General features: G+C 74.2%; 22 protein-coding genes. 15 read left to right on the forward strand and 7 right to left on the reverse strand.

Going from position 1 to position 19,118, the window contains the following annotated elements; genetic code table 11:
• On the reverse strand, positions 1–317 hold a 317-nt coding region (locus AB0C84_RS31125), incomplete at its 3' end, for a hypothetical protein (protein WP_361073517.1).
• Positions 318–570: 253 nt separating this feature from the next.
• Complete coding sequence (locus tag AB0C84_RS31130) at positions 571–1,299, reverse strand: hypothetical protein (protein WP_361073519.1); 729 nt, start codon at positions 1,297–1,299, stop codon at positions 571–573.
• Between the two features lie 167 nt (positions 1,300–1,466).
• Between AB0C84_RS31130 and AB0C84_RS31135 the strand changes: the two genes are divergently transcribed.
• Both AB0C84_RS31135 and AB0C84_RS31140 read left to right on the forward strand, forming a co-directional pair.
• The gene (locus AB0C84_RS31135; RefSeq protein ID WP_361073521.1) at positions 1,467–2,648 is read left to right on the forward strand and encodes a sensor histidine kinase; all 1,182 of its coding nucleotides are present in this window, start codon (positions 1,467–1,469) and stop codon (positions 2,646–2,648) included.
• A complete protein-coding gene (locus AB0C84_RS31140) occupies positions 2,645–3,316 on the forward strand; it encodes a response regulator transcription factor (protein WP_361073523.1) in 672 nt (223 codons plus the stop codon). Before AB0C84_RS31135 ends, AB0C84_RS31140 begins: the two co-directional genes overlap by 4 nt.
• A gap of 39 nt (positions 3,317–3,355) precedes the next feature.
• Here AB0C84_RS31140 and AB0C84_RS31145 read toward each other — a convergent pair whose 3' ends face one another.
• On the reverse strand, positions 3,356–3,778 hold the full coding sequence (locus AB0C84_RS31145) for a DUF6069 family protein (protein ID WP_361073525.1): 423 nt from the start codon (positions 3,776–3,778) through the stop codon (positions 3,356–3,358).
• A gap of 161 nt (positions 3,779–3,939) precedes the next feature.
• Here AB0C84_RS31145 and AB0C84_RS31150 point away from each other — a divergent pair, with 161 nt between their 5' ends.
• The gene (locus AB0C84_RS31150; RefSeq protein WP_361073527.1) at positions 3,940–5,100 is read left to right on the forward strand and encodes a histidine kinase; all 1,161 of its coding nucleotides are present in this window, start codon (positions 3,940–3,942) and stop codon (positions 5,098–5,100) included.
• A complete protein-coding gene (locus AB0C84_RS31155; RefSeq protein ID WP_179848944.1) occupies positions 5,088–5,750 on the forward strand; it encodes a response regulator transcription factor in 663 nt (220 codons plus the stop codon). The genes AB0C84_RS31150 and AB0C84_RS31155 overlap by 13 nt, the downstream gene beginning before the upstream one ends.
• Positions 5,751–5,781: 31 nt before the next feature.
• Here AB0C84_RS31155 and AB0C84_RS31160 read toward each other — a convergent pair whose 3' ends face one another.
• The gene (locus AB0C84_RS31160) at positions 5,782–6,939 is read right to left on the reverse strand and encodes a serine hydrolase domain-containing protein (RefSeq protein WP_361073529.1); all 1,158 of its coding nucleotides are present in this window, start codon (positions 6,937–6,939) and stop codon (positions 5,782–5,784) included.
• Between the two features lie 217 nt (positions 6,940–7,156).
• Between AB0C84_RS31160 and AB0C84_RS31165 the strand changes: the two genes are divergently transcribed.
• Together AB0C84_RS31165 and AB0C84_RS31170 are read left to right on the forward strand one after the other, a co-directional pair.
• A complete protein-coding gene (locus AB0C84_RS31165) occupies positions 7,157–7,747 on the forward strand; it encodes a helix-turn-helix domain-containing protein (protein ID WP_361073531.1) in 591 nt (196 codons plus the stop codon).
• 21 nt (positions 7,748–7,768) lie between these two features.
• Positions 7,769–8,323 carry a carboxymuconolactone decarboxylase family protein gene (locus AB0C84_RS31170; protein ID WP_361073533.1) on the forward strand — a complete coding sequence of 185 codons (555 nt, stop codon included), beginning with the start codon at positions 7,769–7,771 and terminating at the stop codon, positions 8,321–8,323.
• Between the two features lie 7 nt (positions 8,324–8,330).
• On the opposite strand, the gene AB0C84_RS31175 is transcribed toward AB0C84_RS31170, so the two are convergent.
• On the reverse strand, positions 8,331–9,878 hold the full coding sequence (locus AB0C84_RS31175; RefSeq protein WP_361073535.1) for an MFS transporter: 1,548 nt from the start codon (positions 9,876–9,878) through the stop codon (positions 8,331–8,333).
• 184 nt (positions 9,879–10,062) lie between these two features.
• Here AB0C84_RS31175 and AB0C84_RS31180 point away from each other — a divergent pair, with 184 nt between their 5' ends.
• Positions 10,063–10,473, forward strand: coding sequence for a YciI family protein (locus AB0C84_RS31180; protein ID WP_361073661.1), 411 nt, complete (start codon positions 10,063–10,065; stop codon positions 10,471–10,473).
• 40 nt (positions 10,474–10,513) lie between these two features.
• Here AB0C84_RS31180 and AB0C84_RS31185 read toward each other — a convergent pair whose 3' ends face one another.
• Complete coding sequence (locus AB0C84_RS31185) at positions 10,514–10,966, reverse strand: helix-turn-helix domain-containing protein (protein WP_179848938.1); 453 nt, start codon at positions 10,964–10,966, stop codon at positions 10,514–10,516.
• A 107-nt stretch (positions 10,967–11,073) separates the two neighbouring features.
• Between AB0C84_RS31185 and AB0C84_RS31190 the strand changes: the two genes are divergently transcribed.
• The gene (locus AB0C84_RS31190) at positions 11,074–11,925 is read left to right on the forward strand and encodes an alpha/beta hydrolase (protein WP_361073537.1); all 852 of its coding nucleotides are present in this window, start codon (positions 11,074–11,076) and stop codon (positions 11,923–11,925) included.
• 42 nt (positions 11,926–11,967) lie between these two features.
• Here the strand turns inward: AB0C84_RS31190 and AB0C84_RS31195 are convergent, their stop codons facing one another.
• Complete coding sequence (locus tag AB0C84_RS31195) at positions 11,968–12,585, reverse strand: TetR/AcrR family transcriptional regulator (protein ID WP_361073539.1); 618 nt, start codon at positions 12,583–12,585, stop codon at positions 11,968–11,970.
• A gap of 116 nt (positions 12,586–12,701) precedes the next feature.
• On the opposite strand from AB0C84_RS31195, the gene AB0C84_RS31200 reads away from it, so the two are divergent.
• From AB0C84_RS31200 to AB0C84_RS31230, 7 genes are all read left to right on the forward strand, one after another.
• The gene (locus AB0C84_RS31200) at positions 12,702–13,592 is read left to right on the forward strand and encodes a virginiamycin B lyase (protein WP_361073541.1); all 891 of its coding nucleotides are present in this window, start codon (positions 12,702–12,704) and stop codon (positions 13,590–13,592) included.
• 69 nt (positions 13,593–13,661) lie between these two features.
• Positions 13,662–15,056, forward strand: a complete 1,395-nt coding sequence (locus AB0C84_RS31205; RefSeq protein WP_361073543.1) for an MFS transporter — start codon at positions 13,662–13,664, stop codon at positions 15,054–15,056.
• Positions 15,057–15,107: 51 nt separating this feature from the next.
• Positions 15,108–15,893 (forward strand): RNA ligase family protein, encoded by a 786-nt coding sequence (locus AB0C84_RS31210; RefSeq protein WP_361073545.1) that lies wholly within the window; start codon positions 15,108–15,110, stop codon positions 15,891–15,893.
• Complete coding sequence (locus AB0C84_RS31215) at positions 15,880–17,004, forward strand: AAA family ATPase (protein WP_361073547.1); 1,125 nt, start codon at positions 15,880–15,882, stop codon at positions 17,002–17,004. Before AB0C84_RS31210 ends, AB0C84_RS31215 begins: the two co-directional genes overlap by 14 nt.
• A 132-nt stretch (positions 17,005–17,136) precedes the next feature.
• Positions 17,137–17,625 (forward strand): phage holin family protein, encoded by a 489-nt coding sequence (locus AB0C84_RS31220; protein ID WP_179848933.1) that lies wholly within the window; start codon positions 17,137–17,139, stop codon positions 17,623–17,625.
• A complete protein-coding gene (locus AB0C84_RS31225; RefSeq protein WP_361073549.1) occupies positions 17,622–18,071 on the forward strand; it encodes a DUF3618 domain-containing protein in 450 nt (149 codons plus the stop codon). Before AB0C84_RS31220 ends, AB0C84_RS31225 begins: the two co-directional genes overlap by 4 nt.
• 21 nt (positions 18,072–18,092) lie before the next feature.
• Positions 18,093–19,094, forward strand: coding sequence for a YihY/virulence factor BrkB family protein (locus tag AB0C84_RS31230; RefSeq protein ID WP_361073551.1), 1,002 nt, complete (start codon positions 18,093–18,095; stop codon positions 19,092–19,094).
• The last annotated feature ends 24 nt before the right edge of the window (positions 19,095–19,118 follow it).

The following is a 19,118-nucleotide window of genomic DNA, read 5'->3' on the forward strand; positions in this document are numbered from 1 at the left end:
TTGCACTCCTCCACGGAGTACTTGGGCGGCTCGAACCGGTGATCCCGGAACGACAGGGACATGGTCCCGGAGAAGTCCTCGATCGGACTGATCTCCTCGAAGATCTCCTCCAGCCCCGACTGCGTCGGGACGTCCCTGCGTCCCTCCTGCCGAGCAGCCTCGACCCGGGCCTTCCAGCGCTCGTTGCCGACCAGCCAGTCGAAGGAGTTGGTCTGCAGGGCGAGCAGATCGGGAACCTCGAGGGGTTCGTGGATGCGTGAGAAAGAGACGCGGCGGGGACCGGCGGGTACGGCGGAACTGGTGCGCGAGGCTGCCAACAGGTGTCCTTCCGAGGGCTCGCGGCGAACTGGAGGCGCGCACGCCGACGACATCACGGCCGATACGGAAGGAGGGGACGTCGAAGGACGGGCGCGGAACGGCAGCATAAGCCAAAATGCCGATAGCTGTCCACACCTATGAGAATTGTCAACCTCGATGCCGGGACCAGGATGACATGCGCGCTTCGCTCTCGTCAACCCGCACGCCGAAAGCCCGGGAAAGGCATCCGCCGAGTGCCTGGACGCCCCATTCTCATCCCTGGGAGGAGACGAAGCCGAGGATCACCACCGCCAAGGCGGCGGCACCGAACCGGGCCACCGACCGGCGGGAGGGGCGGGGCCCCTCCCGGAGGGTCGCGAGTCCAAGTGGCACGAACGCGACGCACAGGCCCGCCGCACCCGCGATCGACAACGGCGTCGTCCCCTTCAGCACCCCCAGCGGCAGCAGTGCCATGAGCGCCAGACCGAGGCAGCGCACCGGGCCGAGCACGCCGGAGCGCCAGGCTCCGACCGCCAGCACGGGCCAGCCGAGCATGATCGCGAACGAGGTGTACTGGAAGATGTGGAACGCCTGATAGGTGCCGGCCACGGCCACGGTGGCCGACGGCCGCCCCTGGGCGTCGACGAGCCCGAAGGCCAGATGGTCCACACCGGCATGGAACGTGCGGGCGAACAGCCCCACCAGGACGAGGCCGCCGCCGAACGCCGCCGGCGCCGGCCGGACGGCGCCGATGCGCACGGCCAGGTCGCTGACGGCCGGCCACAGGGCCACGGTCCCGGCCGCGAAGCAGCTGTAGGACGCCGTCATCAGCACCGGGTACCGGTCGTAGGCGGCCAGTTGGTCGGGGAAGAAGAAGTGGAACCTCGCTCGGAGGAGCACCCCGAACAGCAGCAGGACCGGTCCGATGAGCAGTGATGTCCCGGCCAGCCACCGTCCCGGGAACGCGAAGACGACGTGTGCCGGAGGTCGGGTTGACGACATGCCCACAGGCTGCCCGCACGGCACGTTCCGGCGAATCGGCCTAGCGCCGACATTTCTCGTTCAGACAGCCGTGGACACCACTCGCCGACATGGCGCCGCCTTCATCCCCAGGGATGATCCATTCTGGGCCGATGCGGCGAGTCACCTGCGCGGATAACGTGCGCTCCGTGGACGAAGCCGACTTCGAGGCGCGCCAGGCGCACCTGCTGCGCCGGGGCCGCATGCTCGCCCTCGACCTGCCGCCGGCGGTCGTGCTGGTCGCGGTGGACGTGATGGTCGCCGGGAACATGCTCAAGGACCGGCCGGACTTCACCCCCTTCTTCCCGGTGTCCTGCCTGGTGGCGGTCGTGCTGGGCTCGGTCGTGGCCGTTCGGCGGCTGTGGCCGCGGCGCGCGTTGGCGACCGCGGTGGCCCTGTCGTCGGTCGCGGCCGTGACCGGCGTGCTGTGGGATCCGTTCGCGGCGACCGCGCTCGTGCTCGGCACCGTCGCGACCCTCGCGCCGCCGCGGTGGTCGGCCCGTGTGCTGGGCGGATGCGTCGCCGCCGCGACGGCGGCCGCGGCGGTCGCCCAGGTCGTCCATCCCCGGTACGGCCTGGGGGCGGCCGTCGGCTGGACCGCGGCCGCCTGGCTGCTGTCCGCCCTCGGCTGGCTGGCCGGCCACCGGTTGCGGCGCCGCAGGTGGCACGCCGCGTGCGCGCAGGAGCAGCGGGCGCGCCAGATCCTGGCCGAGGAGCGGCTGCGGATCGCCCGGGAACTGCACGACGTGGTCACGCACGGCATGGGCCTGATCGCCGTCAAGGCGGGGGTCGCCAACCACATCGCCGAGGCGCGCCCCGAGGAGGCCCTCCAGGCGCTGCGGGTGATCGAGACGACCAGCCGCGAGGCCCTGACCGAGATGCGGCGACTGCTCCAGATGCTGCGCCGCGACGGCGCGGAGGGTAACGATTTCAGCGGGCCGGGCGTCGACGGCCTGGAGGATCTGGCCGAGCGCGTCCGGGCCGCCGGGGTGGAGGTCGAACTAGCGGTGTCCGGTGAGCACGAGCTTCCCGAATCTCTGCGGCTCACCGTCTACCGGATCGTGCAGGAGGCCCTGACCAACGTGGCCAAGCATGCGGCTCCGGCCTGGTGCCGGGTCACGGTGGACGTCTCGGCCGACCAGGTGGGGATCCAGGTGGTGGACGACGGGACGGCCCGCACGCCTCCCGAACCGGGCACTGGTGGGCACGGACTGGTCGGGATGCGGGAACGCACCGCGATGTACGGCGGCACGTTCAGCGCCCGGCCCCGTCCCGGGGGCGGCTTCGCGGTCACCGCCACACTCCCGTACGCCCAGGTCGGCGCCCGGTGACCGAACCGATCCGCGTCCTCGTCGCCGACGACCAGGCCCTGCTGCGCGGCAGCTTCCGCGCCCTCATCGACACCACCTCCGACCTCACCTCGGTCGGCGAGGCCGCCACTGGCGCCGAGGCCGTCGACCTCGCCCGCGCCCTGCGGCCCGACGTCGTCCTGATGGACGTGCGCATGCCCCGCCTGGACGGCATCGAGGCCACTCGGCGGATCCGCCAGGCCACCGACACCGCGGATGTCCGGGTGCTCATGCTGACCATGTTCGACCTGGACGCCCACGTCTTCGCGGCCCTGCGCGCCGGCGCCGCCGGCTTCCTGCTCAAGGACACCCCACCGGCCGACCTGCTCAACGCCGTCCGCGTCGTGGCCGCCGGCGAGGCACTCCTGGCCCCCACGGTCACCCGCCGCCTCATCGCCGAGTTCACCCGCCAGCCCCGGACCGCGAGCCCGCTCCCTCGCGCCCTCGACGGCGTCACCGAACGGGAACGCCAGGTCCTCGCCCTCGTCGCCCGCGGCCTGTCCAACACCGAGATCGCCGACCACCTGCACCTGAGCCTGGCCACCGTGAAGACCTACATCGGCCGCCTGCTCACGAAGCTCCGCGCCCGCGACCGCGCCCAGCTAGTGATCATCGCCTACGAGTCCGGCCTGGCCGGCGCCGCCGGGTGAAGGCGGCCGCCCCGTCCGGCCCTCCTGCTCGCAGGCCGGTCAGGCGGGGACCGGCGGCTCTTCTCGCCGGGACGACGGGCGGGCCGTACGGCCGAGGCCGGGGATCAGGATCGCCGCCACGATCAGGTGCATCCCGGCCAGGACCGCCATGGACGCGCCGTCGGCGGCGCCGCTGAGCGGTCCGGACATCGACAGGACCAGCGCCGCCACGGCGATGACGGTCCACACGCGCCCCGGCCGCCCGGTCACGCGTTCCAGCAGCGCGAGCAGGCCCCAGGCGGCCAGCCCCGGAATCAGGCTGCCCGCGATCACCAGACCCGCCCCGACCGGCTGGACCTCCCCGCCCGTCTCCGCGGACGGATCGAGCCCGGTCACCGGGCCGGTCACCACCCACAGCGCGAGGGGGGCGGCGACCGCTCCCGCCACGGTCAGCGCCCGCCGTGCACCCGTACCTCCGGACATGTGCTTCTCCCTTCGTCGCGGCTCGTTCATGTCCGGAAGCGTGGCCGCCCGACCGCGGCCGGCGCATCGGGCGCGGGGCGAGAGCCGGTCCGTCCGCGGTACGGGAGGGCACCGACTTTGGTCGGTGTCGGCGCAGCGGCCCCTGCGGCTAGCCTCGCCCCGTGAGCGAGACGTTCGACCAGGCGAGAGACGATGCCCGGCGCATGCGGTGTTGGGCGGCCGGCGTCGCCGCGACGGCGGGCGCGCTCGGCGGGCTGACACTGTGGGGCCGTTTCAGCGCGGACGTGGGCGGCACCGTCCTGGCGCTGGACGTCGCGGTCGCCCTGCTGAGCTGGCTGCTGTCGCCGCTGCTGCTCTGGCGGCCGGTGGGCGTCACCCTGGCCCTGACCGTGCTGGGGGCGCTGTCCCCCACCGCCACCCCGGCGGCCAGCATCGGCGTGTTGCAGGTCGCGCAGCGTCGCCCGTTCCGGGTGGCGGCGCTGGTCTGCGCGGTTGGGGTCGCGTCGCACGTCGTGCAGGGGCTGTGGCAGCCGAACCGGGGGATCTCCTTCGGCTGGTGGCTGCTGCTCATCACCCTCGGCTACGGCGCGATGGTCGGCTGGGGCGCGCTGGCGCGGGCGCGCCGGGAACTGCTGTGGTCGCTGCGCGAGCGGGCCCGCCGCGCCGAGGCGGAGCAGGGGCGCCGGGTCGCCGAGGCCCGCATGGCCGAGCGGACCCGCATCGCCCGGGAGATGCACGACGTGCTCGCCCACCGGCTGTCGCTGCTGGCGACCTACGCGGGCGCGCTGGAGTACCGGCCGGACGCGCCGCCCGAGAAGCTGTCGCACGCCGCCGGGGTGATCCGCGCCGGGGTGCACCAGGCGCTCGACGAGCTGCGCGAGGTGATCCTGCTGCTGCGCGCCGAGGACGCCGATGAGGAGGACCGGCCCCAGCCCGTGCTGCAGGACGTGCCCCGGCTGGTGGAGGAGTCCCGCGACGCGGGCGGGCAGGTGGAGCTGCGCGACGAGACGGTCGGGGCGTCCGCGCTTCCGGCGGCGGCCGGGCGCACCGCGTACCGGGTCGTGCAGGAGGGGCTGACCAACGCCCGCAAGCACGCCGTGGGACGTCCCGTCCGGGTCGTGCTGGAGGGCCGGCCGGGGGCCCGGCTCGTGGTCGACATCCGCAACCCGCTGCCCGAGGGCGGCGGGGAGCCGCTCGCGCCCGGCAGCGGCACGGGGCTGGTGGGGCTGACCGAGAGGGTGCGGCTGGCGGGCGGGCGGCTCGACCACCAGGCCGCGGAGGGCGAGTTCCGGCTGCGCGCCTGGCTACCATGGCCCGCGTGACCCGCCCCCTGCGCGTGCTGATCGTGGACGACGACGCCCTCGTCCGCGCCGGGCTGTCGATGATGCTGGACGGGACGGGCGGCATCACCGTGGCGGGCGAGGCCGCCGACGGCGACGAGGTGCCCGCCGCCGCCGACGCGCACTCCCCCGACGTCGTGCTGATGGACCTGCGGATGCCGCGCGTGGACGGCATCACCGCGACCCGCAGGCTGCGGGCCCGGCCGAACCCGCCGGAGGTCGTCGTGCTGACGACCTTCGACTCCGACGAGAACATCCTGCACGCGCTGCGCGCGGGCGCCAGCGGGTTCCTGCTGAAGGACACCCCGCCCGACCAGATCGTCCACGCCGTCCGGCAGGTCGCCGCCGGCGACCCGATCCTGTCGCCGCGCATCACCCGCCGCCTCATGGACCGCGCGGCGGTGGAGGCCGGCGCCTACCAGCGCGCCCGCGCGGCGCTCGCCCGGCTGAGCCCCCGCGAGAACGAGGTCGTCCTGGCGATCGCGCGCGGGTGTTCCAACGCCGACATCGCCGCGGAGCTGTTCATGAGCGTGGCCACGGTCAAGGCGCACGTGTCCAGCGTCCTGACCAAGCTCGACCTGGACAACCGCACCCAGATCGCGCTGCTGGCCCACGACGCGGGCCTCGCCTGAACGTCCCGGCGCGGGGTGCCCGGAGCGGCCGCTACGAGGACGGGCAGAAGACCGTCTCCACGGCCTTGCCCGCGTCGACCTCCACGGCGCTGGGCTTGACGCTCAGGGTGAACGACATCGCGAACTGGCGGCGGCCGTCCGCCGAGTAGAAGGTCATGGCGATGGAGCCGGGGGCCAGCCCGCCGGTGATGTAGAAATCGTCGCCGCAACCGCTGCGGCTCTTGCCCTGGGTGCGCGATTCACTGGGCAGCCGGTCGGTCAGGACCCGCTGGAGTTCCGGCGGCAGCAGTTTGCCCTGGGTGAACGCCCGTTGGAAGGCGCTGACGTCGTGCGCGGTGGAGACCACCCCTCCGGCCCCGCCGGTGTAGCCGGCGTTGAACCGGTCCACGTTGCGCAGCGTGCCGCCGGCGTCGGGGTAGTACCCGTGTCCGTGCGGCCCCTTGACGCCGTCCGGCGGCTCGACCATGAGGTAGCTCTTGGTCAACCCGAGGGGGCCGAACAGGCGCTCGTGCAGCTCGGTGGCCAGGTCGTGGCCGGTCAGCCGCTCGATGATCATGCCGAGGAGGGTGTAGTTGGTGTTGGAGTAGGTCCACTTCTCGCCCGGTTCGCCGGTCCGGGGCCGGCCGCGGCTCCACTTCACCAGATCGAGCGGCTGGTAGCGGGTCGTGAAGTCGAACACGTCGAACGAGGGGTCGTCTCCCTCGCTCCCGTCCGGGTTCGGCTTGCCGGCGTACCAGTCGGGGATCCCGGAGGTGTGCCGGAGCATCTGCCGTACCGTGACCTCGTCGGCCCGCTCCACCAGGTCCTTCTCCACCACCACGGGCAGCAGGTCGCCGAGTTTGTCGTCCACGCCCAACCGGCCCTCCTCGACCAGTTGCAGCACTGCGACGGCCACCATCTGCTTGGTCTGCGACCAGATCCGGAAGCGGGCGTCCGCGGGTATCCGCCCGCCCTGGCCGTCCAGCAGCCGGGAGCCCGCGCTGGCGGTCCCGACGGGCTTGCCGTCGACGTAGGCCCCGCCGACGACCCCCACGACCCCGGGGGTCCTGGCCAGTTCCTCCATCGCCTTCTGCACGTTCCCGACCCGGGCCGGGGCGGCGGTGGCAGGTGCGGCCTGCGCCGCCATCGTCATGGCGACGCCTGCGGCGAGACCGGCCCTCAGCAGCGGGCGAACGTTCCTGTGTGACACCAAGCGCTCCATTTCCTGATCACCTTCCGCGGCCGGGCGCCATGCCCCCGGCACGGGACCGCTGTGGTCCATGGGTCCAGCGAAGACGACGGTCTGTTGCGTTGGCGTATGCGCTTTCCGATACGCCCGCGATAACACGACCGCCGGCCCCCTCTTGCGCGCCTCGGGGCCGCGTGTCAATCTTGGAACGATCATTCCAAGTTGGGGAGGCGGGGCGATGCCGGACGTCAAGCACTTCGATCCCGACGCCGTCCTGGACCGGGCGGTGCGCCTGTTCTGGCAGCGCGGCGGCGCCGCCGGGATCGCCGAGGTGGTGGCCGAGACCGGGCTCAGCCGGTCCAGCCTGTACGCGACGTTCGGCGGCAAGCGGGACCTGTACGTGGCGGCGCTGCGCCGCTACGCCGACCGGTGGTCGCGCCCGGTGTTCGACCGGCTCGCCGCCGACGGGCGGGGCCTGCCGGGCGTCGCCGCGTTCTTCGACGGGCTCGTCGCCGCGCGGTGCTCCGGCGAGTACGCCCGCTGGGGCTGCATGGTGTCCAACGCCCACGCCGCACAGGACGGGAGCGACGCCGACGAGCGGGAGGTGCTCGACGCCCACCACGAGGCGCTGTGCACCGCCATGCGCACCGCCCTTCTCGCCGCCCGCGAGCACGGGCAGCTGCGCGCTGACGTGGACGTGCGCTCCGCCGCGCAGATGCTGGCGCTACTGGCCTACGGGGTGAACCTGCGCTCTCGCGCGGGCGCCGACCCGGGCGAGCTGGCGGGCACGGTGGACACCGCCCTGCGCTCCCTCTCCCCGCTCCCCTGACGACCCGTTGAGGAGATGACGATGGCCGAGTTCACCGTGTACGACGAGACCGACGCCCCCGGCGACGCGCGCCCGCAACTGGAGGCCGCCAAGAAGCGGATGGGGTTCGTCACCACGCTCAACGGCGTGATGGCCGAGTCGCCGGAACTGCTCGCCGGCTACAACGCCCTGTCGGAGCAGTTCAACAAGTCGTCGCTGCCGGGCCACGCCAAGCACGCCGTGCTGATCACGGCCAGCGTGCTGAACGGCTGCGAGTACTGCGTGGCCGCGCACTCCACCGTGGCGCTGCGGGCCCGCGTCCCCGCCGAGGTCGTGGAGGCGCTGCGCGCTGGGCGTCCCTTGGACGACCCCGCGCTGGAGGCCGTCCGCCGCCTCACCGGCGCCATGGTCACCCAGCGCGGCTGGGTGGACGACGCGGAGGTCGAGGCGTTCCTCGCCGCCGGCCACACCCGCCGCCACGTCCTGGACGTGGTCCTCGGCGTCGGCATGAAGACCCTGTCCAACTACACCAACCACATCGCCCACACGCCGCTCGACCCGGCGTGGAAGGAGCAGGAGTGGACGGCTCCCTCCTGACGCCCCCTCACACCCCGGCGGGCCGGGCCTCGGCTTCCGCGGCCGGGGCGGGCTCGGGGGCCGCGCCGCGCCGTGCCGACGCCGCCACGAGGACGGCGAGCACGGCGAAGATCGCGGCGGCGATGGCGCCGGTGACGTGCAGGCCCGCGGTGAACGCGGCGCGGGCGCCGTCCAGCAGCTCCCCGGCCCGCGCGGGCGGCAGGTGGCCGGCGTCGGCGACGGCGCCGGCCAGGGTGCGGGCCGCGGCCCCGCCGACGTGGTCCATCCGGGCCTGGTAGACGGAGGCGCCGATCACGCCGATGACCGCCAGGCCCAGCGATCCGCCGAGGTAGTTGCCGGTCTCCGACATCGACGCAGCCGAGCCGGCGCGTTCGGGCGGGACGGACCCGACCACCAGACCGGTTCCCAGCGCGAACAGCGGGCCGGTGCCGAGTGCCAGGACGGTGATGCCGGCGATGACGGGCACGAGCCCGTCCGACACCAGGAGCGGGAGGCAGCCCGCCGCCGAGAGCGCCAGTCCGGAGGCGATCGCGGTGGCGGGGCGGACCCGCTTGGCCAGCGCGGGCGCGGCCATCGTCCCGGCCGCGACGCCCAGCCCCATCGGAGCGAACAGCACGGCCGAGGCCAGCGGCGAGTGCCCCAGCACGTCCTGCAGGTACTGGGTCACCATCAGGCCCGTCCCCGCCATGGCGACGCCCGCGAAGACCAGCGAGACCAGGACGGCGCTGAGCGGGCGGCTGCGCAGCAGCCGCAGGTCCAGCAGCGGGTGGTCGAGCGTGAGCTGGCGCCGGACGAACACGGCGCCGACCAGCGCCCCGCCGACGAGCGCCGCGGCCGGGGCGGCCGCGCCGTAGCCGTCGGCGAGCGTCAGCTGCTTCATCCCGTACACCATCGGCAGTACGGCGCCCAGGGAGAGCACGACGCTGAGCGGGTCGATCCGCCGTCCGGCCGACCGGTCCCGGAACTCCGGCAGCAGGACCGGGCCGGCCGCCAGCAGCAGCGCCATGACCGGGACGGCGACCAGGAACACCGATCCCCACCAGAAGCGCTGGAGCAGGAGCCCGGCCAGCACCGGGCCGAACGCGCCGCCCGCGAACTGGCAGGTGGCCCAGATCGCGATGGCCTTCCCGCGCTCGCGCTCGTCGCGGAAGATGTTGATGATCAGCGCCAGCGTCGAGGGCATCAGCGTGGCCCCCGCCACGCCCAGCAGCGCCCGGGCGGCGATCAGCGTCCCCGGGTCGGGGGCGTAGGCGGCGACGGCCGACAGGACGGCGAACGCGGCCGCGCCGGTGAGCAGCAGGCGGCGGCGGCCGATCCGGTCGCCCAGCGTCCCCATGGTGATCACGAATCCGGCGACCATGAACCCGTAGGCGTCGCTGATCCACAACTGCTCGGTGCCGCTCGCTCCCAGATCGGTGCTCAGCTGCGGCAGCGCCAGCAGCAGCGCCGTCATGTCCATGGCCATCAGCAGCGACGGCAGCGCCAGGACGGCCAGTGCGAGCCACCCGCGCGTCCCGGCGCGGACGCTCCCGGCGCCCTGCCCTTCGTGCTCCATATCCGTACTCCCCCTTCGGGTCGGCTCACGTGTCACGGGGTGGTCGGAGCGGGCGCGCGGTTCTCGACATGGAGCCGCGAGAAAAATGGGAAGGGGTGTCGAAAGCGGCCCGAGCGGCTCCGACGTCTCGCGCGCGAGGCGCTGACCGGGGCGCTTGGCCGGAGGGGAGACCACCGTGAAGTACATGCTCATGCTGTACGCGTCGCAGCGGGACTACGACGAGATGGCGGGCAAGGTGCCCGAGGGCGAGGCCGTCTGGTCCGCCGGGGAGCTGGCCGAGATGCAGGCGTTCATGGAGAAGTTCAACCGGGACCTGGTCGAGTCCGGGGAGTTCGTGGACGCCCAGGGCCTGGCCGCGCCCGTCCACACCCGCCGGTTCCACATGCAGGACGGGGTGCCGGCCGTGACCGACGCCCCCTACCCGGAGACCGCCGAGGTGCTCGCCGGATACACCGTCATCGAGTGCGACGGCTTCGACCGCGCCTCGCAGATCGCGGCGCGGCTCGCGCGGTGCCCCGGTCCGGAGGCGGTGCGGGCACGGGCGTACACGGACCTGCGGCCGATCGTCGAGGGGCGCGCCGACCTGGAGGCGTGACCGCGCGACCGTAGGTCATCGGCGTGATGACGGGGGCGTCCTAGCCGCGCAGGCGGGTGATCGACTGCGGGGTCAGGTGCCGGGCCAGCTCCTCCAGGAGGCCGGCGATCTCGGCGACCCGTCGCGGGTCGTCCGTGTCCAGGGCCGCCGCGAGGGCGGCGTCGACGGTGCTCGACCTGACCTCCTCCACCCTGGCCGAGGGCCGGGGCGCGGGGCGGATGCGGACCCGGCGGCGGTCGTCCGGATCGGGTTCGGTGACGACGGCGCCCGTGTCGCGGAGCCGGGCGACGGCCGCCGACACGGCGCTCTGCGGAAGGCCGGTCCGGGTGGCGATCTCTCCGACGGCGCTGCCGGGGTGCGCGCGCACGTCGCTCGCGACGATCAGGACGGTCCGCACGCTGGTGGAGTGCCGGCCGATGCCCTCGGTGGGCAGGGCCTCCTCGCCGATCTTCATCAGCGTCCGTCCCAGCAGGAAGAGCTCGACTCCGTCCATGCCGCCAAGTTACATCACTTCTGATGCATCAGTCTTGATGTATCAAGTTTGATGCTTTACGGTCGATCTCGCACGGGCCGAAACGCCCCGACCGAGAGGACCCTGCGATGGACACCGCCACGACCCCGGCCCCGACGGCCACGGGCACGCTCCGGACCGACGGCGCCACGCTCTACTACGAGGTGCGCGGCGCCGGCCCGATGCTGCTGATCTCCCAGAGCGGCGAGGGGGACGCCGGGCGCAGCGCGGACCTCGTCGACCGGCTCGTCTCCGACTACACCGTGGTGACCTACGACCGCCGCGGCCTGTCGCGCAGCGTGCTGGACGTCCCCGCCCGGGGAGTGAGCCTGGCCGCGCACGCCGACGACGTCCACCGCCTGCTCGCCGAACTGTCGGACGAACCGGTGCTCATGCTGGGGTGCAGCCTGGGCGCCTCCATCGGGTTCCACCTGGCCGTCGACCACCCTGAGCAGATCAGCGTGCTCGTCGCCCACGAGCCCGTCACCCCGCGGCTGCTGCCCGCCGCCCAGCGCGCCCACCACGAGCGGGAGCTGGCGCACATCCAGCGCGTCCACCGGCGCGACGGGCTGGCCGCCACGTTCACGACGATCGCCGAGGTGCTGGGCATCGACCCCGCCGCCCCCGACGCCGAGCCCGGCCTCACCCGCCACCCCATGACGCCCCAGCGGGGCCGCAACTTCGACTTCTTCGTCGAGCACGACTTCACGGCGGTCATCGACGACACTCTCGACGTCTCCGCGCTCACCGAGACCCCGACCCGGATCGTTCCGGCCATCGGGCGCACCACCCCGCGCACCGTCTTCGACAACAAGTGCGCCTTCGCGCTGGCCGACCTGCTCGGCGCGGACCTGCACGAGTTCCCCGGCGGCCACAACGGCAACACCACCCACCCGCGGGCCTACGCCGCCGCTTTGCGCACCGTCCTCAACGCCCTCTGAGCTCGCGACCCGGAACGCGGCCGTGCCGAGTCGCGGCGGCGGTCACGAGTCCGGCGCGGCGCTGAGGACGCCGGCGCGGGCGGCGGCCTCCGCGGACGCGGCGGCCCGGTCGGCGGCCTGCTCGTCGACCGGCTCCCCCGTGATGAACAGCCGGTAGTACAGGGGCGCGACGGCGAGCCGGACGACCTCGGCGGCGTCCGTGTCAGCGGGGACCTCGCCGCGCTCGACGGCACGCCCGACGATGACGGCGGACTGCTCGTGGCGCCGGGCGAAGAACGCGTGCAGGGAGCGGGCGGCGTCGCCGCTCTGCGCCGCGGCCAGCACGAACGCGCGGGCGATCGGTCCCTCGACGGGATCGGCGAAGCCGGCCACGACGAGCCGGGCGAGCGCGCGCAGGTCGCCGGCGAGGGTGCCGGTGTCGGGGATCGGCCACGGCTCCGCGGCCGCGATGCCGAGGGCGTCGGCGATGAGGCCGTCGGCGCTGCCCCACCGCCGGTAGACGGTGGTCTTGTGCACTCCGGAGCGGGCCGCGACCCCTTCGACGGTGAGCCCCTGGTAGCCGCGCCCGGACAGCTCGGCGAGGGTCGCCTCGCGGACGGCGTCGCGCACCCGCGCGGTGCGGCCGCCGGGGCGCACGGTCCCGGGCTCGGAGGCGGTCACCGCGCGGTCCCGTGATCCAGGCCGGTCTCCATTACCCGATCGTAACGCAACTCAAGTTGCGTTAACTTCGTTCTCGGACGGAAACAGCAATGGAGGGACGAGGGGGGACGACATTCATGCCAGACGGTTCGCACACCACCATCAAGGAGTTCCAGGTGTCCGGCCCGGAGGCGGGGCCGTACAGCGTCGCCGCCGGACCGGACGGGGCGCTGTGGTGCACGCTCGTCCATGAGGGCCGGATCGCGCGGGTGACGCCGGACGGGGGCGTCACCGTGCACGGGCCCGTCCCCGCCGGACCGATGATCATCACGGCGGGGCCGGACGGCGCGCTGTGGTTCACCGCGTTCACCGGCGACGCGATCGGCCGGATCACCACCGCGGGCGAGGTCACGCCGTTCGCCCTGCCCGAAGGGTGGGGCCCGTGCGGGATCGCCGCCGGGCCGGACGGCGCGCTGTGGTTCACCCGCATGCACGCCGGCGGCGTCGGCCGGATCACCGTGGACGGCCAGGTCAGCGCCTATCCGGTGCCGGGAGAGGGCGCGCTGCCCTCGATGATCGCGGCGGGTCCGGACGAGGCCCTGTGGTTCACCCTCAACCAGGGCAACGCCATCGGGCGGATCGCGCCGGACGGGGAGGTCGCCGTCCACCCGCTGCCCACCGAGGGCTCCGCGCCGGTCGGGATCGCCGCCGGGCCGGACGGCGCGCTGTGGTTCACCGGCATCGGCGCCGGGCACATCGGGCGGATCACCACCGACGGGAAGGTGACCGAGTTCCCGCTGCCCGATCGTGGCGCCCGCCCGCACGCCATCGTGGCCGGGCCCGGCGGGGACCTGTGGTTCACCGAGTGGGCCACCGCCCACGTCGGCCGCATCAGTCCCGACGGCCGCATCGACGAGCACCCGCTGCCGACGCCCGGATCCGAGCCGCACGGCATCGCGGTCGGCCCGGACGGCGCCCTGTGGGTGGCTCTGGAGACCGGCGCGCTCGCCCGCGTCGCCGTCGCCTGACCCGCCGCCGCCCTCGGGGACCGGACGGTTCGAGCCGCGCCGAAACGTCCGCGGGCCACCGTGGGCGGCATGGGTTCCCCAACGCACGCGACCGAGGTCCCCGGCACCCGGCGGTCACGCCCCGCGCCCCGGCGCGGGGCGGTGCTCGCGATCCTGTGCGCCGGGATGTTCCTGGTGCTGCTGGACGTGACGATCGTCAACGTCGCGCTCCCCGGCATCGGCCGGGCGCTCGGCACCGGCCTGCCCGGCCTCCAGGGCGTCGTGGACGGCTACGCCGTCGCGATCGCGGGCCTGCTGCTGGGCGGCGGCGCGCTCGGGGACCGGATCGGGCACCGCCGGATGACGCTCGCCGGGTTCGCGCTGTTCGGGCTGGCGTCGCTGGCCTGCGGAGCCGCGCCCGGCGCCGGCCCGCTCATCGCGGCGCGCGTCGCGCAGGGGGCGGGCGCCGCGCTGCTGCTGCCCGGCGGCCTCGCCCTGATCACCGCGTACTACCCGGGACGCGCCGAGCAGGCACGGGCGCTCGGGGTGTGGGCCGGGATCTCCTCCACGGCGCTGCCGGCCGGGCCGCTGCTGGGCGGGCTGCTGGTCGACACGGTCGGCTGGCGGTGGATCTTCCTGCTGAACGCGCCGATCGCCGCGGCGGCGGTCGGCGGCGTCCGCGCGCTGGTCCGCGAGCCCCACCGCGCCCGGCCGGGCGCCGCGCCGGACCGGGCGGGGACCGTGCTCGCGCCGCTCACCCTCGGCGGCCTGGTCTGGACGGTCATCGCCGCGGGCCACGGGCACCGCGACGGCGCCGCCGCGGCCGCCGCCCTCACCCTGGCCGCCGGGACGGCGTTCGTCCTGGCGGAGCGGCGCGCGGCAGCGCCGATCCTCCCGGGCGGGCTCCTGCGGGCCCCGGCGTTCCTCGGCGCCGGGGGCATCGCGCTCATCATGAACCTGGTCACCAACGGGGTGCTGTTCGTGGCGACGCTGCGGCTGCAGCAGGCCGGGCACCGTTCCGCGCTGGTCGCCGGGACGATGCTGCTGCCGATGGCCGTTCCGCTGGCGGTGCTGGCCCCGGTGAGCGGGCGCCTCACCGCCCGGTTCGGGACGCGTGTCCCGCTCGCCGCGGGCGCCGCCGTCGCCGCGGCCGGGTCCCTGTCCCTGCTCGGCGCCGGTCCCGGCGGAGGCTACGCGCCCCTGCTCCCGGCGCTGCTCGGCATCGGGATCGGGGACGGCCTGATCGTCACCGCGGTGGTCGCCGCCGCGATGCGCGCCGTCCCCCCGGCGCACGCCGGGCTGGCCGGCGGGTTCAACAACACCGCCCGGCAGGTCGGGACGGCGCTCGGCGTCGCCGTCTACGGGGCGGTCGCCGGTCCGGCCCCGGGGCCGGGGTTCGCCACGGGCCTGCACGTGCTGGCCTGGGCGAGCGTGGCGCTGTGGCTGGCCGCGCTGGCGCTCACCCGCGCCGTCCCGGCCCGCTGACGGACCGAAAACCGGTTGGCAGGACCGGCCGCCCGGCCTTAGAACGGTCGCATGCTGCACAAGTACCCCCGGACCCGGCACATCGCGGGCTCCCGGCTCCAACCGGGCGACCACGATCTGGCCGCCGTGCCGTTCGAGGCGATCGCCGGGCGGTACCTGGTGGTGGAGGAGAAGCTCGACGGCGCCAACTCCGGCATCAGCTTCTCCCCCGAGGGCGAACTGCGGTTGCAGAGCCGCGGCCACTACCTGACCGGCGGGCCGCGCGAGCGGCAGTTCGGTCCGCTGAAGGCGTGGGCGGCGTCGGTCCAGCACGTCCTGCGCGACCGCCTGCGCGACCGCTACGTCCTGTACGGGGAATGGCTGTACGCCAAGCACACGGTCTTCTACGACGCGCTCCCCCACTACTTCTGCGAGTTCGACGTCCTCGACCAGACCGACGGGACGTTCCTGTCGACCGAGCGGCGCCGCGAGCTGCTCGCCGGTACGCCGGTGGTGTCGGTGCCCGTCCTGCACGAGGGCCCGCTGCCGAATCTGGCCGCGCTGACGAGGCTGGCCGGTCCTTCCACCTGCCGCAGCCCGCGATGGCGGGACGCGCTGCGCGCGGCGGCCGTGGCGGGCGGCGCCGACCCCGGCCGCGTCGCCGCGGAGACCGACGCCTCCGAGGAGATGGAAGGCCTCTACATCAAGGTGGAGGAGGACGGGAAGACGGTGGACCGCTACAAGTGGGTCCGGCCGAGCTTCCTGACCGCGATCCTCGACTCGGGCACCCACTGGCAGGAGCGGCCCATCGTCGCCAACGGGCTGGCCGATCCGGAGGTGCTGTATGCGGGTGTTTGAGGAGTTGTGCCCGGCGCCACCGCACTGGACCGTCCCGTGGGAGCGGATCCGGGACGCCTTCGCCTGGGTGCGCGACATGGCGAACGTCCCGCAGGACGCCGTCTACCACGGCGAAGGCGACGTCGAGACCCACACCCGGATGGCGTGCGAGGCGCTGGCGGCGCTGCCGCGTTGGCGCGAGCGGCCGCCGGAGGAGCGGGTCCGCCTGTTCACCGCCGTGCTGATGCACGACATCGCCAAGCCGCACTGCACCGCCCTGGACGACGACGGGCGCATCACCGCGCGGGGCCACTCCCGCCGCGGCGACCTGATGGTGCGGCGCATCCTGTGGGAACTGGGCGCGCCGGTCGCGTGGCGCGAGCACGTGGCGGCGCTGATCCGCCACCACCAGGTGCCGTTCTGGGCCCTGGAGCGGCCCGACCTGCGGCAGATCGCGTTCCGTGTCAGCCTGCTGGCCCGCAACGACGACCTGGTGCTGCTGGCCTCCGCCGACATCCGCGGCCGGATCTGCCCCGACACCGAGGAACTGCTCGACAACGTCGCCCTGTACGGGGAGTACTGCGCCGAGCAGGACTGCCTGGACGCACCGCGCGCCTTCCCCTCCGACCACGCGCGGTTCTGGTACTTCCGCAAGCCCGACCGCGACCCCGGCTACGCCGCCTACGACGACACGCGCTGCACCGTGACCGTCCTGTCCGGGCTGCCGGGCGTCGGCAAGGACCACTGGATCGCCGCGCACCGCCCGGACGTGCCCGTCGTGAGCCTCGACCGGCTCCGCGCCGAGATGGGCGTCGACCCGTCCGGCGACCAGCGCGCCGTCGCGGCCGCCGCGTACGAGCTGGCCCGCGACCACCTGCGCGCCGGGCGGTCGTTCGTCTGGAACGCCACGAACGTGTCCCGGCAGCAGCGCGAGCTGTGCACCGGCCTCGTCGCCGGGTACCGGGGGCGGGTCGAGGTCGTCGCGTTGGAGGCGCCGCCGCGGGTGCTGCGGGACCGCAACCGGGCGCGCAGCTCGCCCGTCCCGGACGCGGTGATCGACCGGCTGGTGCGCCGGTGGGAGACCCCGGACCCGACCGAGGCGCACCGGGTCCACTGGCTCAGCACGGCCTGAGCCGGCCGGCGGGGCGCCCGTCGCGGCCGGACCCTGCCTGGTCACCGCGTGTCGGGGCGCCGCCACGTTTAGCCCATGCGCACAGGGAACGCCCTTTTCCAGGTTTCGAAACGTGGAGGGGGGCCTGGAGGCATGAGCATCGTGCGGCAGCAACACGACGGCGACGGCCAGGCCGGAACGACCGGCGTGCACCGGCAGGACGTGGGACACGCGACGGAGTTCCGCGCCGAGCGCCACGAGGCGGGAACGGGCGAGCTGGTCCGGCAGGCCGCGCAGCAGGTGTCGGACCTGATGCGGGCCGAGATGCGCCTGGCCGTCGCCGAGCTGAAGGACAAGGGCCGCCACGCGGGCACCGGCGCCGGCCTGTTCGGCGGTGCGGCGCTGGTCGCGCTCTACGGGGTGGCGGTGCTGCTGGCGGCGGCGGTGGCCGCGATCGCGCTGGCGCTGCCGGTGTGGGCGGCCGCGCTGATCATCGGCGGGTTCCTGCTGGTGGTGGCGGGTGTGCTGGCGCTGATGGGCCGGGCGCAGACCAGGCGGGCCACACCGCCCAAGCCCGAGCAGGCCATGGACGAGGCCAAGCTGGCCGTGGCCGAACTGAAGGAGAGGGCGACGCACCGATGACGATGCAGGGCAAGCACGGCGCCGAGGCGGGCACCGAGGAACTGCGTCAGGAGGTCGACCGGGCCCGGCACGAGCTCGGCGAGACGGTGGAGCAGCTCGCGGCCAAGGCCGACGTGAAGGCCATGGCGCGGCAGAAGGTCGAGCAGGCGCGCGGCAGGGCCCGCGACGCGGCGGTGTCGGCGCGGGAGATGGCGGGGTCGGAGCAGGGCAGGGCGAGGGCGCGCCAGGGCGGCGTGGTCATCGTCTCGGCCGGGGCGCTCGCGCTCGGCGCGGTGTGGCTGCGCCGCCGCCGCACGTCCCGGACCACACCGCGAGACGTGCTGCGGGACGTGCCGCGAAGCGTGTCGCGGATGCGGCGGGGACGCGGCCGCAAGGCGCCGGTGCAGGTGCGGATGCGCACCGGGCAGAAGCGCGCCGTCACGGTACGCCGCACCGGCCGGCGCTGAGTGGCCGGGAAGAGGACGCGCATGCGCAAGCCCGGAGCGCCCACCGACCTGTCCGCTCGGTCGTGGTGGCAGACGCTCAAACGCACCTTCGCCGAGTTCCAGAAGGACAACCTCTCGGACTGGGCCGCCGCGCTCACCTACTACTCCATCCTGTCGATCTTCCCGGCGATCCTGGTGGTGGTGTCGCTGGTGGGCATGGCCGGCCAGTCGGCCACCGACAGCCTGGTCAAGAACGTCGGGAGCCTGGCGCCGGGCGCGGTCCGGGACCTGCTCGTCAGCTCGATCAGGCAGCTCGAGGGCGGCGCCGGAGGCGCGGGCGTCGTCGCCGTGCTGAGCCTCGCGGCCGCCGTCTGGTCGGCGTCGGGTTACGTCGGGGCGTTCATGCGCGCCTCCAACGCCGTCTACGACGTCCCCGAGGGCCGCCCGTTCTGGAAGACGGTGCCGCTGCGCATCGGGGTGACGCTGCTGACGCTGGTGCTGCTGTCGGGGTCGGTCATCGCGGTGGTGGTGTCCGGGCCGCTGGCGCGCAAGCTCGGCGACACGCTCGGTTTCGGTTCCCAGGCGGTCACCGTCTGGGGCATCGCCAAGTGGCCGATCCTGGTGGTGGTGGTCGGCTTCCTGTTCTCGCTGCTGTACTGGGCCTCCCCCAACGCCAAGCGCGGTTTCCGCTGGGTCTCGCCGGGCAGCGCGCTGGCGATCCTGCTGTGGCTGGCGGCGTCCGGGCTGTTCGCGCTGTACGTGGCGAACTTCGCGTCCTACAACAAGACCTACGGCAGCCTCGCGGGGATCATCATCTTCCTGGTGTGGCTGTGGATCACGAACCTGGCGATCCTGCTGGGCGCCGAGCTGGACGCCGAACTCGAACGCAGCCGCGCGATCGCCGCCGGGCAGCCCCCCAAGGAGGAGCCGTACGTGGAGTTCCGCGACACCCGCGCCTTCGACGAGGAGGAACGCCGCGAGAACGGCGTCGAAGATAGCGCCGACGAGGGCGCCGAGGACGAGCACGGGGCCCATCGGCTGTAGCGGGCGGCGGGACGGAGGGTGCTA

It is taken from the genome of Actinomadura sp. NPDC048955 (assembly GCF_040649435.1).
Classification (GTDB): Bacteria; Actinomycetota; Actinomycetes; order Streptosporangiales; family Streptosporangiaceae; genus Spirillospora; species Spirillospora luteofluorescens.